Origin of the sequence: Methylobacterium sp. PvP105 (assembly GCF_017876975.1) — a bacterium.
GTDB classification, from domain to species: domain Bacteria; phylum Pseudomonadota; class Alphaproteobacteria; order Rhizobiales; family Beijerinckiaceae; genus Methylobacterium; species Methylobacterium radiotolerans.
The window spans coordinates 2,623,153-2,637,120 of sequence record NZ_JAGIPA010000001.1 but is presented as its reverse complement, the minus strand read 5'-3'; the positions used below and the strand labels follow the sequence as shown (position 1 = coordinate 2,637,120).

8 protein-coding genes are annotated in these 13,968 nt (G+C 73.2%); 1 reads left to right on the top strand and 7 read right to left on the bottom strand.

Annotated features, from left to right (window positions below):
• Positions 1 to 59: 59 nt before the first annotated feature.
• Both glgA and J3A75_RS12570 read right to left on the bottom strand, forming a co-directional pair.
• Entirely contained in the window at positions 60 to 1,598 is a 1,539-nt protein-coding gene (gene glgA / locus J3A75_RS12575; RefSeq protein ID WP_076730223.1) for a glycogen synthase GlgA, read from the bottom strand.
• A gap of 348 nt (positions 1,599 to 1,946) precedes the next feature.
• Positions 1,947 to 3,533, bottom strand: a complete 1,587-nt coding sequence (locus tag J3A75_RS12570) for an alpha-amylase family glycosyl hydrolase (RefSeq protein ID WP_012318578.1) — start codon at positions 3,531 to 3,533, stop codon at positions 1,947 to 1,949.
• 404 nt (positions 3,534 to 3,937) lie between these two features.
• Between J3A75_RS12570 and J3A75_RS12565 the strand changes: the two genes are divergently transcribed.
• Complete coding sequence (locus J3A75_RS12565) at positions 3,938 to 6,463, top strand: glycogen/starch/alpha-glucan phosphorylase (RefSeq protein ID WP_409518663.1); 2,526 nt, start codon at positions 3,938 to 3,940, stop codon at positions 6,461 to 6,463.
• A gap of 84 nt (positions 6,464 to 6,547) precedes the next feature.
• Here the strand turns inward: J3A75_RS12565 and J3A75_RS12560 are convergent, their stop codons facing one another.
• The 5 genes from J3A75_RS12560 to J3A75_RS12540 all read right to left on the bottom strand — a co-directional run bounded on the left by J3A75_RS12560 (position 6,548) and on the right by J3A75_RS12540 (position 13,924).
• Complete coding sequence (locus tag J3A75_RS12560; protein ID WP_209650262.1) at positions 6,548 to 7,612, bottom strand: SGNH/GDSL hydrolase family protein; 1,065 nt, start codon at positions 7,610 to 7,612, stop codon at positions 6,548 to 6,550.
• Positions 7,613 to 7,700: 88 nt separating this feature from the next.
• A complete protein-coding gene (locus J3A75_RS12555) occupies positions 7,701 to 8,648 on the bottom strand; it encodes a ferredoxin--NAD(+) reductase (RefSeq protein ID WP_012318575.1) in 948 nt (315 codons plus the stop codon).
• A 29-nt stretch (positions 8,649 to 8,677) separates the two neighbouring features.
• Positions 8,678 to 9,058, bottom strand: coding sequence for a hypothetical protein (locus J3A75_RS12550; RefSeq protein ID WP_024830457.1), 381 nt, complete (start codon positions 9,056 to 9,058; stop codon positions 8,678 to 8,680).
• Between the two features lie 463 nt (positions 9,059 to 9,521).
• Positions 9,522 to 12,452, bottom strand: a complete 2,931-nt coding sequence (locus tag J3A75_RS12545; protein WP_012318573.1) for an EAL domain-containing protein — start codon at positions 12,450 to 12,452, stop codon at positions 9,522 to 9,524.
• Positions 12,453 to 12,628: 176 nt separating this feature from the next.
• Entirely contained in the window at positions 12,629 to 13,924 is a 1,296-nt protein-coding gene (locus J3A75_RS12540; RefSeq protein ID WP_024830459.1) for a M16 family metallopeptidase, read from the bottom strand.
• Between the last annotated feature and the right edge of the window lie 44 nt (positions 13,925 to 13,968).

The following is a 13,968-nucleotide window of genomic DNA, read 5'->3' as shown; positions in this document are numbered from 1 at the left end:
CGGGAGACAGGGCGCGTCGCGCTCCGCCATCCCGGCCCGATGTGCAGCCTACGTCGACCCTACGCCGCCCGCCAGCGCAGTCCCACGCTGTTGCCGATGGCGCGGCCGTACAGGCCCGCGTAGTTGTCGGCGGCCTGATCCCAGCCGAAGCGGGCCGCCATGGCCCGCCGCCGCATGGCGTTGAGGCGCTTCTTCTGGCCGAAGGCCTCCAGCGCCCGGCGGACCGCCGCCCCGAAGGACGCGGCCGAAGCCTCCCCGAAGGTGAAGCCCGTCACGCCGTCCTCGACCGTGTCGGCGAGGCCCCCGGTCCGCCGCACGATCGGCAGGGAGCCGAAGCGCTGCGCGTACATCTGGGCGAGGCCGCAGGGCTCGAAGCGCGAGGGCATCAGCAGGAAATCGCTGCCGGCGAACATCCGCCGGGCCTGCGCCTCCTCGAAGCCGACATGCACGCCGACCGCGTCGGGATGGCGCTTGGCCAAGCCCCGGAGCGCCTGCTCGAACCGGCCCTCGCCCTGGCCGATCACCACCAGCTGGCCGCCCCCGGCCACGATGGTCTCGGCCGCCTGCAGGCTCAGGTCGATGCCCTTCTGGTGCACGAGGCGCGACACGATCGCGAAGAGCGGCCCGCGGGAGACCGCGAGGCCGAACTGCCGGCGCACCGCCTCGGCATTGGCGCGCTTGCCCTTCCAGTCGTCGATCTCGAACCGCGTGGCGAGGTGCGGGTCGGTGGTCGGATCCCAGGTCTCGTCGATGCCGTTGAGGATGCCGGCGAGCCGGCCCTGTCCGGCGCGGGTGCGCAGGAGCCCGTCGAGGCCGCAGCCCAGCTCGGGCGTCTGGATCTCCCGGGCGTAGGTCTCGCTCACCGTGGTGACCTGCGAGGCGTAGAAGATGCCGGCCTTGAGGAAGGAGAGCTGCCCGTAGAACTCCGCGCCGTCGACTTGGAAGGCCGCGTCCGGCACGCCGAGCCGTGGCAGGGCGTCCCGGGGGAACAGGCCCTGGTAGGCGAGGTTATGGATCGTCAGCACGCTCGGGACCCGCCGGCCGCGCCACGCGAGATAGGCCGGGGCCAGGGCCGCCTGCCAGTCGTTGAGGTGCAGGAGGTCGGCCGCCCAGTCGGGATCGGCGCCCGTGGCGAGGTCCGCCGCCGCGAGGCTGAGGCGGGCGAATCGCAGGTCGTTGTCGCCGAAATCGCCGTGCTGGTCGCCGTAGGGCGTGCCGTCGCGCTCGTAGAGGTCGGGGCTGAGCAGGACGTAGATGCGCAGGCCGTCGGCCGCCTCGACCAGGCCGAGGTCGCAGGCCGGGATGCCCGCGAATCCCTCGAGGCGGGCGACGACCGGGATCTCCGGGAAGGCGGCGCGGACCTGCCGGTAGCCCGGGATCAGGACGCGGATGTCGTAGTGCGGGACCAGGGCCCGGGGCAGGGCGGCCGAGACCTCCCCGAGGCCGCCGGTCTTCACGAAATCCGCCATCTCGGGCGTCGCGTAGAGGATGCGGCGGCGCAGCGAGGCCGGCCGGGCCGGAACCGGTACGGGACCGGCGCCGTTCCCCTCGCCGGACGACCACTCGGCGAAGGAACCACCACGGCGCGCATCGAGCATCAGCATTGATCCTGGCCGGGCGGAATGCCCCGGTCTGGCAGTCGACCGGGCAGGCACGGCTGTCACGATCTCAACCACGGCCAATGCTCCTTCGCCGCGACGGTTCCGTTGCGACGCACAAAATAGGCCACCGTGGTGATTAAGCGTCACTTACCTATGTGGCATCGCAGCGAGAAATCGCGCCGCCGAGGCAGATTTCGGCCGCTGGATACGGCGCTCCGGCCGGGGACGACGGCGCCGGGCCCCGCCCGGCGGGCTCGGCCGAGCGACCCCGCCCGACAGGCGGCGCGCGCCGGGCACCCGGTTCGGTTCCCGGACTGACGCGCCGGGGCCGGGCGCCGGCTCGCCTCACCCGGCGCGGCGCAGGATCACCCCCTCGGCGGGCTCGAGCGCGAGGGTCAGGCCGGCCGGCTCGCCCGCGCGCCCCGGGCGGGTCGAGAGCAGCACGGTCCAGGCCCCCTCGGGCAGCGGCAGGTCCTGCGACGCCGCGCCGAAGTTCAGGAGCACCCGCAGGACGGCCCCGTCGGCGAAGCGCTCGTAGGCGAACACCTCGGCGATCCCCAGCGGCACCTCCCGGTAGCCGCCCACGGCGAGCGCCGCGTGGTCGCGGCGCAGGGCGAGCAGCCGCCGGTGCAGCGTGAGCATCGAGCCCGGGTCCGAGCGCTGGTTCTCGACGTTGCAGGTTGCCCAATCCGCCGCCAGCGGCAGCCAGGGCTCGGCCGTGGAGAACCCCGCCTGGGGATTGTCGTCCCACTGCATCGGCGTGCGCTCCGGGTCGCGGCCGTGTCCCGGCTCGTTGTGCTCCCAGGGATCCCGGGCGCGGTCCGGAGGAATCGGCACGTGGCCGAGCCCGATCTCGTCGCCGTAATAGAGGGTCGGCGTGCCCCGCAGGGTCAGCAGCAGCATCGCGGCGATGCGGGCCTGCGCCGGACCGACCCGGGCGGCGATGCGCGGCTGGTCGTGGTTGCCCAGCACCCAGTTCGGCCAGCCGCCCTCGGGCAGGGCCGCCTCGTACTGCGCCACGAGGTCGGCCACCGCGTCGGCCCGCCAGGGCGTCTGGATCAGCTGGAAATTGAACGGCAGGTCGGCGCCGGTGAGGTCCGGACCGTAATAGGCGACGAGCCGCTCCACCGGCAGGTAGATCTCGCCGATCAGCACCCGCTCGCCGTACTGGCGCAGCACCGCCCGCATCCCGGCGATCACGTCGAAGATCTCGGGCCGGTCGGCGGAGTAGACCTGGGTGAAACGGTTGATCTCGGGCGAGCCCGGCGCGTAGTCGGGATTGGCCGGGTTGTCGCGGAAACCCGCGTCCTTCATCAGGTGCCAGATCACGTCGACCCGGAACCCGTCGACCCCGCGCTCCAGCCAGAAGCGGAGCACGTCGTGCATGGCCGCCCGCACGGCGGGGTTGCGCCAGTTCAGGTCCGGCTGCTCGGCCAGGAAGGCGTGGTAGTAGTACTGGCCGGTGGCCTCATCCAGCGTCCAGGCCGGGCCGCCGAAATTCGACAGCCAGTTGTTGGGCGGGCCGCCGCCGGGCGCCGGGTCGCGCCAGATGTACCAGTCCCGCTTCGGGCTCGCGCGCGACGACCGGCTCTCGGCGAACCAGGGATGGGCGATCGAGGAGTGGTTCGGCACGAAGTCGAGGATCACCTTCAGCCGGCGCCGATGGGCCTCCGCCACGAGGGCGTCGAAATCGGCCAGCGTGCCGAACAGCGGGTCGATCCCGCAGTAATCCGCCACGTCGTAGCCGAAATCCGCCATGGGCGAGGGGTAGACCGGCGAGATCCACACGGCGTCGACCCCCAGCCATGCGAGGTAGTCCAGCCGCGCCGTGATGCCCGGCAGGTCGCCGACGCCGTCGCCGTTCGTGTCCTGAAAGGACCGCGGGTAGACCTGATAGACGGTCCCGCGCTTCCACCAGACGGTGTCGGTCATGCTGCGCCCCTCGCATCGGCGGCCCACGCTTAACCGCTGACCCGCGCGCTGGCGACCGGCGATGGATGCGCTCAGAGCGCGCGCCGCGCGCGGAACGCCGCGGCGCAGCGTCGCCGAGGGAATGGCTGCGGCCCGCAAAACCTGTGCGCATGCCCCTCACGCAGGGCGACGGCGCGCGGCTGTGTCTGGAATGTCACGCCGCCGTGCCATATCTGCTCCGGTGTGCCCGTGCGCTCCGCCGGAGCGGCGCTGCCACGACTTCGCCGGAAGCCGACCGCATCGTCGGACGCTTCGGGGCACGGATCGCCCGTCCGTTCATGCGGCGGCAATCCATCAAAAGAGATAATCCGCCCACGATACCCCCGGCGCTAGAATCCGGGGCGACGACTTTGGGGGACCCGCACGTGTTGAACGATGTTCTGACCCGGCCTGTGCCACAAGATGTCGCGCGCGACGAGCGCGCCGCCGAGGCGCCCGCCCCGGCCGCCTGGACCGCCCCGGTGCTGGCCGGCAGCGGCGACGCGGTGGTGGACCTGCGCGAGGCGATCCGCGCCAAGCTCACCTTCGCGCTGGGCCGCACGCCCGAGACCGCCCGCCCGCGCGACTGGTTCGCCGCGACCGCGCTGGCCCTGCGCGAGCGGATCGTGGCCGCCGCGCTGGCCTCGGAGCGCGGCGTGCCGAACAAGCGCGTCTACTACCTGTCGCTGGAATTCCTGATCGGCCGGCTGATGTCGGACGCGCTGAACAATCTCGGCCTCACCGAGACGACCCGCAGCGCGCTCCGGGAGCTCGGGATCGATCTCGACGCCGTGCAGGAGGCCGAGCCGGACGCGGCTCTGGGCAACGGCGGCCTCGGGCGGCTCGCCGCCTGCTTCATGGAGAGCATGGCCAGCATCGGCATCCCGGCCATGGGCTACGGCATCCGCTACGACCACGGCCTGTTCCGCCAGTCCTTCGAGGACGGCTGGCAGCGCGAGGCGCCGGAGACCTGGCTCGCCGAGGGCAACCCCTGGGAATTCGCCCGGCCCGAGGCGACCTACACGATCGGCTTCGGCGGCAGCGTCACGCTGTCGTCGCCGGAGGAGGGGGTGATCCGGCGCCACTGGCAGCCGGCCGAGACCGTGCGGGCGGTGGCCCACGACGTGCCGGTGGTCGGCTGGCGCGGCCGCCACGTCAACGGCCTGCGCCTGTGGAAGGCCGAGGCCGGCGAGCCGGTGGACCTCGCCCGCTTCAACGGCGGCGACCACGTCGGCGCGGTGGCGGCGCGGATGCGCGCCGAGGCGATCTCGCGGGTGCTCTATCCGAGCGATTCCTCGGCCGAGGGCCAGGAGCTGCGCCTGCGCCAGGAATACTTCTTCACCGCGGCCTCGATTCAGGATCTCGTGGCCCGCCACGTGGCCGAGCGCGGCGACGTCCGGTCCCTGCCGGACCACGCGGCGATCCAGCTCAACGACACCCACCCGGCGATCGCGGTGCCGGAGCTGATGCGCGTCCTGCTCGACGGGCACGGCCTCTCCTGGGAGGACGCGTGGCACGTCACCACGCACACGCTGCACTACACGAACCACACCCTCCTGCCCGAGGCGCTGGAGACCTGGCCGGTGGAGCTGATGGAGCGGCTGCTGCCGCGCCACATGCAGATCATCTACCTGATCAACTGGATGCACCTGGAGGAGCAGGCCAAGCACGGCCGCCAGGATGCGGCCTACCTCGCGTCGATCTCGCTGATCGACGAGTCGCACGGGCGGCGGGTGCGGATGGGGCACCTCGCCTTCCACGGCGCGCGCCGGGTCAACGGCGTCTCGGCCCTGCACACCGACCTGATGCGCTCGACGGTCTTCTCCGACCTGCACGCGCTGGACCCGGACAAGATCGTCAACAAGACCAACGGCATCACCTTTCGCCGCTGGTTCCACAACGCCAATCCCGGCCTCACCCGGCTCGCGGTGGAGACCGTGGGCGCCGGCGTGCTGGACGATCCCGAGCTGCTCCGGGGCCTGGAGGCCCGCGCCGAGGATCCGGCCTTCGTGGCGCGCTACGCCGCCGTGCGCCGGGAGCGCAAGGAGGCCCTGGCGGCGCTCATCGCCGAGCGCACCGGCATCGACGTCGATCCGGCCGCGCTGTTCGACGTCCAGGTCAAGCGCATCCACGAGTACAAGCGCCAGCTCCTCAACGTGGTCGAGACGGTCGCGCTCTACCAGGCGATCAAGGCCGAGCCCCACCGGGACTGGACGCCCCGGGTGAAGATCTTCGCCGGCAAGGCGGCGCCGAGCTACGTCCAGGCCAAGCTGATCATCAAGCTCGCCTGCGACGTCGCCAAGGCGGTGAACGACGATCCCGAGGTCGCGGACCGGCTGAAGGTGGTGTTCCTGCCGAACTACTCGGTGAGCCTCGCCGAATCGATCATCCCGGCCGCCGACCTGTCCGAGCAGATCTCCACCGCCGGCATGGAGGCCTCGGGTACCGGCAACATGAAGTTCGCCCTCAACGGCGCGCTCACGGTGGGCACCCTCGACGGCGCCAACATCGAGATCCGCGACCATGTCGGGGCGGAGAACATCTTCATCTTCGGCCTGGAGGCCGACGGCGTCCGCGCCCGGCAGGCCGAGCCGGACTACGCGGCCCGGGCGATCCAGGCCTCGCCGCGGCTGGCGGCGGCGCTCGACATGATCGCCGCGGGGCGGTTCTCGCCGGAGGAGCCGGGCCGGTTCCGGCCGCTCACCGACGACCTGCGCCGGCGCGACCAGTACCTGCTCACCGCCGATTTCGACGATTACTGGCGGGTGCAGCGCGCCATCGACGCCGCGTGGCGCGACCCGCGCGGCTGGTGGGCCAAGGCGATCCGCAACACCGCCCGCATGGCGTGGTTCTCCTCCGACCGGGCGATGCGCGAGTACGCCGAGGAGATCTGGCGGGTCCGGCTCGGCTGAACCGCCGGTCGGACCGACAAACCGCCGGGGCGGGGATCGGACCGATCCCCGCCCCGCGGCCTGTCTGGTGCCCGGCGCGGGCTCTCAGGCCCCGCGGACGAGGCCGACCCGCAGCCAGACGCGGCACAGGCCGCGCCGCAACCGGTGAAGCAGGCGGGCGGCGCGCGGGGCGAGGCCCAGTCTGCGCCGGCAGACGACGTGCGACACCCGCCCGACCCGCGGGCCCGGATCCGGCGCGCCCTTGCGCAGGGCGATGTCCGGGCGCTCCGCCGATTGCGCGAGCGTCAGCGCGCGCGCCCCCGGGAAGGTCACGCTGCGGAACATCGAGCGCGTGTAGTAGGAGAACGCGTCGTAGGCGACGAGGGCCTGTGCCCGCCCGGTCGCCGGGTCCGCGACCGTCAGCGTGCCCGCCTGCGGCCCGTAGGTCACGAGGAGCCCGATCACGTCGCGGGGGCACCCGAGGGGAACGGCGACGCCCGTGCCCTCCGGGATCTCCAGGAAGTCCAGCGGGATGCCGTTGCGGCGCAGGGCGAACCCGCAGGTCAGGCCGGGGAGGGCGCGCAGCGGCAGGGCCTCGAACCGGCCCGGCAGGGTCCGGAACCGGTCGATGTAGGCCCGGCCCGGCGGCGGCGCGCGCAGGAAGCTGTAGACCAGGGTGCCGTAGAGGTCGGCGCCCGCCGGCGTGACGTGGGTCGCGTCCTTCAGCAGGTAGGTGATGTCGCCCGCGCCCGCGGCCGCCACCGGGGCGGCGATGTCGAGATAGGGGATCCCGTAGAGGGCGCGGTACTCCGCCAGCAGGCCGGCGACGGGCTCGGCCGCGTAGTCGACCCCGCCCTGGTGGAGGTTGAGGAAGGCGACGGGCAGGTCCCGCCGGGCGGTCGCCGCGAGGATGTCGTCGAGATAGGCCCGCATCGTCGCGCCGTCGAAGTAGCGGACGTTGCCGGTGAACAGCTCGAGGAGGACGCGGTCGCAGGGGAGCGCGTCCAGGATCTCGTCGATCAAGGCGGCGATGGAGGGCAGGGAATGGCCGCCCCAGCCGCTGCGGAGGAACGTGACCGGGCGGCCCTCGGCCTCGGCCAGGGCGTTGGCCCGCTCGACGTAGCCCGGCAGCTCCGTGACGCTGTAGCCGAGGCAGAGGACGCGGACCATCGGGGCTCGGATCGGGCTCAGGATCGGCCCCGTGCGGCCGGCCCGGCGCCGGTAGCAGCCGGGCGCCGCCGCGTCGAGGCGACGGCGGTCAGTCGACCACGATCGGGTAGCAGCGGGCGCCCACCGAGGCGGCGAGCACCTGCACGGCGCCGACCGTCGAGACGTCGCCCGCCACGTGGACCACGTCGGTGGCGCGCAGGCTCGGCAGGTGGGCGCTGAGCGGGCCGGAGCGCACGTCCGGCGGCCGATGGCGGCCGCGATCGGCGCAGAGCACGATCCGGCCGACGCCGGTGCGGCGCAGCCAGTCCAGGCTCTCGCGCATGTAGAGGTCCAGGGCGTCGCGGGCGCCGACGGCGAGGGCCATCTCGCGGGCGGGCTCGACGTAGCGGGCCGCCCGGGCGATCGCCCAGATCGCGCCGAAGCCGGCGCCGGCCGCCACCAGCACGAGCCGGCCGCCCCCGGGGCGGTACTGTCCCCGGCCGACGGGTCCCTTGAGCCGCACCGGCTGGTCGAGGCGGAGCCCGTCGAGGGGATCGCCCTCGGGATCGCGGGCGACGTGGAACACCGCGTCGTTGATCTCGGTGGTGCCGTCGACCCGCAGGGTCGGGGACAGCGTCCGCGTCGGCAGCCCCGCGAAGGTCACCAGCGCCTGGTGGCCGGGCTCGCCGGTCGGGCGCCGGGTCAGGGTCGCGACGATCTCGAGGATGCCGGGGCTGAGCCGGCGGATCTCCGTGACCGTCCCCTTGCGGACGGCGACGGGCGGCGGCGGCGCCTCCTCCTGGCCCTGGATCGGGGCGCCGGGGAGGGCCGGCCGCAGGGCCTCGGCCCGGGCCCGGCGGACCGGGTGCCGGCGGCCGGACGGCGCGGCGCCGCCCTGGGCCAGGCCCTGGGCCAGATTCTGGCCGGCGAGCAGGTTGCCGGGCTGCGCCTGCAGCGGCGCGATCATGCCCTCGGCCAGCGCCGCCTCCAGCGGCGTGTCGCCGGTCGAGACGCGGACCGACCGACCGTTGACGACGAGCGAGCAGCGCGCGCCCATGGCTCTCCCCCGCATGCCCTGGTGACGGATCAGCGGGCGCGGATCAGGAGCGAGTCGACCAGGGCCGCCCAGCGCTCGCGGGTCGCGCGGACATCGTCGGTCGGGGCCGATTCGGTGAGGAGCTGGCGCTGCGCCCGCAGCGACTCGACCTCCTGCCGCTGGGCCCGGAGCACCGCCTTCATCACCTGCAGCTCAGCCTCGAGGCGGGCGATCTCGTCGGCCTCGTCCCGCGCCTCCGCGTCGTCGGCGAACGTCTCGGCATACGCCTCGGCGCGCGCGTCGACGGGACGCGGGTCGCGGAGGGGCATCCGGGTCCGGACCTGCTGCTCCAGCCGGACCGGCCGGGCCATCAGGCGGCGCACGAGGTCCGAGCCGCCTGCCTGCTGGTAACGCCGTGCCGCCTCGGCCATCCGACCCATCCCCATCGCGGGCGCTGAAGGGCCCGCCTATCAACAGGAGCTTGATCGGACATGGTTAAGGCGGACTTAAACCGATCCGCGACTTTCGCCGCGTCGGAGCCCTGAGGCGGCCCTTGGGCCATCCGCACGCGCCGCGCACGCCGGCGACCGGCGCGCAGGTCTCGGTCCAGGCCCCCGGACCTTCGGGGTGAAGTCCCCGCGCCGAGTCCCGGCTCCTGGGTCCCGGCCGGGTCGCCCCACCGGCGCGTGGTGGGCGTCCCGCGTGCCGTAGCCGCCAGGCTCGCGCCCGAGATCCCGGAGCGCCGGCACCGCGGCCGCCGGACGGCTCAGGCCGGCCGCAGCTTCGCGAAGCGGTCCTGCAGGCGCCCGATCTGGGCCGGCCTCGGCGCGTCACCCGTCGCCGCGCGGATCGTCGGTCGGCCGTGTTGCCGGGCAAGCCGGTCCGGACCGGATCTCAGGCCGCTTCCGGGGCGGCGCCGACGATCTGGCGGGCCTGCAGCATGGTCATCGGCTCGCCGAAGGCCGGGCCCAGGGCGTACTCGCAGCCGAGCCCGGCGAGGGCCTGGGCGTCGGCCTCGGACTCGCAGCCCTCCGCCACGATGGCGAGGTTCAGCTCGCTCGCCATCCGCACGATCGAGCGCAGGATCGCGGTCTGCCCGGTGCCGATCTGGCGCACGAAGGTCGCGTCGACCTTGATCGTGTCGAACGGGAAGCGCTGCAGGTAGGAGAGGGCCGAGTAGCCGGTCCCGAAATCCGACAGGCACAGGCCCGCCCCGAGGTCGTGGATCCGCGCCAGCATCTGGGCGGCGTATTCCGGGTTCTCCATCACGAGGCTCTCGCTGAATTCCAGCTTGAGCGAGCCGGGCAGGGCCCCCGAGCGGGCCAGCACGGTCTTCACGTCGTGCAGGAGGTCGTGGCGCAGGAGCTGGCGCGAGGACAGGTTGCAGGCCGCGAAGATCGGCGGCTCGACCTCCAGGGAGCGCTGCCACGCCGCGAGTTCCAGGGCGGTGCGCTCCAGGGCGAAGATGCCGAGATTGACCACGAAGCCGCTCTCCTCGGCGAGCGGCAGGAAGGTCGAGGCGGGGATGCGCCCGAGCTTCGGATGGTCCCAGCGCAGCACGGTCTCGAACCCCGCCACGGTGCGGTCCTCGAGGCGCACCACCGGCAGGAACAGCACCCGCATCTCGTTGCGCTCGATCGCCTTGCGCAGGTCGCTCTCCAGCATCAGCCGGTCCGAGCGGTCGGTGCGCATGTGGGCGCGGAACACCTCGATCCGGTCGCCGCCGTTGCGCTTGGCCTGGATCATGGCGATCTCGGCGCTCTTGAACACCTCGTCGCGCTTCAAGTTGGCGCCCGCCTCGTAGAGCGCGAGCCCGATCGAGACGGTCAGGAAGATCTCCCGGTCCGCGTAGGTGATCGGCGTGGCGATCGCCCGGCGGATCATCTCGGCGAAGGCCAGGATCCGGTCGGGGTCGCGCTCGGAGAGGAGGATCACCGCGAACTCGTCGCCGGCGACCCGGGCCAGCGTGTCCTGCGGCCGCAGCAGGCGGCCGAGGCGCCGCGACAGGGTCAGCAGGATCGAGTCGCCCGCCGACAGGCCGATCGCGTCGTTGATGCCCTTGAACCGGTCGACGTCGAGGACGATCACGGTGGGCTTGAGGCGCTGGTCCTGGCCGGCGAAGGCGAGCGCCGCGTCGAGGCGGTCGCCGAACAGCTCGCGGTTCGGCAGGCCGGTCAGGCTGTCGTGCACGGCGTCGTGGAGCAGGCGCTCCTCGGCGGTCTTGATCTCGGTGACGTCCGCGATGGTGCCGACCACCCGGATCACCTCGCCGTCGGCGCCGATCACCGGCCGCGCCTTCAGCCGGTACCAGAAGAACGTGCCGGCCTCCGAGCGCAGGCGGAAATCGTGGACGATGCGCCCGCGCCGCTCCTCGATCACCGTGTCGAGGGCCGCCGAGTAGCGCTCCACGTCGAAGGGGTGGAGCGCGCCGAGCCAGTTGGTCGCCGGCCCCTCCAGGGTGCCGCGGGCGAGGCCGAGCTGGCCCTCGATCTCCGGGCCGACGAAGACGCGGTCGGCGGGCACGTCCCAGTCGAACACGACGTCGCCGGCGCCGGTCAGCGCCAGCGCGCGCCGCTCCGTGTCGGACACGAGGGCGTGGCTGAGGCCGCCCCCCGCGAAGGCGTGCTGGAGCACCGTGAAGCCGATCAGCATCACGATCAGCACGAGGCCGCCGATCAGGGCGGGCTGCACGAGGTCGCTGCCGATCTGGCCGGTGACCGCGAAGCCCGCCGCCGTGACCCAGACCACCAGAAGCAGCCAGGTCGGCACCAGCAGGATGGCGCGGTCGTAGCCGTTATGGGCGGCGAGGTAGACGATCAGCAGCAGGCCGATGCCGGCCACCGCGGCGATCGAGATCCGCGCCACGCCCGCCGCCACCGGCGGGTCGAACACCGCGAGCCCGACGAGGCCCGCCAGGAAGGCGAGCCAGAAGAACGCCACGTGGCTGTAGCGCACGTGCCAGCGGGCGAGGTTGAGATAGGCGAACAGGAAGACCAGCAGCGTCGCCCCGAGCACCGCCTCCGCGGAGGCCCGGTAGACCCGCTCGGCGAGCTCGGTGACCGGGAAGACCCGCTGCAGGAACCCGAAATCGATGCAGGCATAGGCCAGCACCGACCACGCGAGCGCGGCGGCGGCCGGGAAGATGATCGCGCCCTTGACCACGAACACGATGGTCAGGAACAGGGCGAGCAGGCCGCTGATCCCGATGATGATGCCCTTGTAGAGGGTCAGGCCGGCGGTCTTGCGCCGGTAGGCGTCCTGGTCCCAGAGGCGGAGCTGGGGGACGTTGGAGCCGCGCAGCTCGGCCACGTAGGTGACGGTGGCGCCGGGATCCAGCGTGATGGTGAACTGGTCGGCCTCCGGGTTCTCGTCCCGCTCGGGCCGGATGCCCTGGCTCGCCGTGATGGCGGCGATGCGCGAGCCGCCGAGATCGGGCCAGATCACCCCGGAATCGACCAGCCGGAAATGCGGGGCGACCAGGATGCGGTCGATCTGCTCGTCGGTGTCGTTGGTGAGCGCGAACACGATCCAGTCGGGCCGGGCGCCGGCGTCGCGCGCCTTGACGACGATGCGCCGGACGATGCCGTCCTTGCCGGGCGCCGTGGAGATCTGGATCAGGTCGCCGTCGGAGCGGTAGCGCTCGATCGCGGTCGTCAGGTCGATCACCGGCGCGTCGAGGGTGACGCGGACCGCCTCCACGGCCCGGGCGGGCGCGCTCGCGGCGAGCGTGAGCGCGAGGGCACCGACGAGACCGCCGACCAGGGTCAGGAGGAGGGCGAGGATGCGCAAGGGTGTCTTGACTTCCGGCCGTGCGAGCTTCGGCATCGGCCGCCCGGGCGGCCTCGATCGATAGGCGCGGGCCCGACCTGGGGCAAGGTCGCCCCGGGGCCGGTCCACCGCCCGCGGATCGCGCCCCTTTGCGGCCAAATCAAGTTGGGCGGGGCGGGGGCGGCCGTTCTGCCGCCCTCTCCGTCATCGCGAGCGCGGAGACGGCGTCGGTCTCAGGCGGCCCGGAGCGCGCCCGCGATCCTGTCGAGGGCGGGCAGCTTGCGGATCGGGCCGATCGCCGCCAGGGTCGGCGTGCCCTGCAGCATCGCGGCCGCCGCGGCCCGGACATCCGCCACCGTGACGGCGTCGACCTTGTCGATCACCTCCCCGGCGGGAATCACCCGGCCCCAGGCCAGGATCTGGCGGGCGTTGCGCTCGATGCGCCCGCCCGGCGTCTCCAGGGCCGAGAGCAGCGAGACCTTCAGCTGCGCCTTGGCGCGGGCGATCTCGGTGGCGTCGAGGTCCCGGGCCGCCCGGGCGGTGGCCGCCAGCGTCACGTCGACGAGTTCGGGCAGGTCCGCCCCGGCGGTGCCGGCGCCGATGCCGAACAGGCCGCAATCCGAGAACGGCCAGTGGAAGGCCTGGATCTCGTAGGCGAGGCCGCGGGTCTCGCGCACCTCCTGCCAGAGCCGCGAGGTCAGGCCGCCGCCCAGCACCTGCGCGAACATGTGGAGCGCGTAGTAGCGCTCGTCCCGGAAGGAGAGGCCCGGCAGGCCGATCACCACGTTGGCCTGCTCGAGCTTGCGCGGCATCCGCCGCTCGCCGCCGCCGTAGACGCCCGGCACGGAGGCGGGGGCGGTCTTGGCGGGGAGCGCGCCGAAATGGCGCTCGGCCGCCGCCACGATCGCCTCGTGGGCGACGGCGCCGGCGCCCGCCACGACGATGCGGTCCGGCGTGTACTCCCGGTCGAGATAGGCGCGGATCCCGGCCTCGTCGAAGCTCCGGATCGTCTCGGGCCGCCCGAGGATCGGCCGGCCGACCGGCTGGTCCGGGAAGGCGGCCTCCGTGAACGCGTCGTAGACCACGTCGTCGGGGGTGTCCTCGACGGCGGCGTATTCCTGCAGGATGACGCCCTTCTCCCGGGCGAGCTCGCCCGCGTCGAACACCGAGTCGGTGAGGATGTCGCCGATCACGTCGAGGGCGAGACCGGCATCCTCGCCGAGCACCCGGGCGGTGTAGCTCGTCCCCTCCGTGGAGGTCGCGGCGTTGATCTCGCCGCCGACATTCTCGATCTCTTCCGCGATCTTCTGCGCCGACCGGGTGCGGGTGCCCTTGAACGCCATGTGCTCGATGAGGTGGGACAGGCCCGCCTCGTCGGCCCGCTCGTTGCGCGAGCCGGCCCCGACCCAGACGCCCAGGCTGGCGGTGGCGACCCCGGGCATCGGCTCGGTCACCACCGTGACGCCGTTCGGAAGCCGCGTGGTGCGCAGGGACGGCGAGGCGGCGTGCGTTGAGAAATGCTGGTTCATCGACGGCTCGTCGCGGAGGGGGCCGGATGCGGCGCGGATCCCCT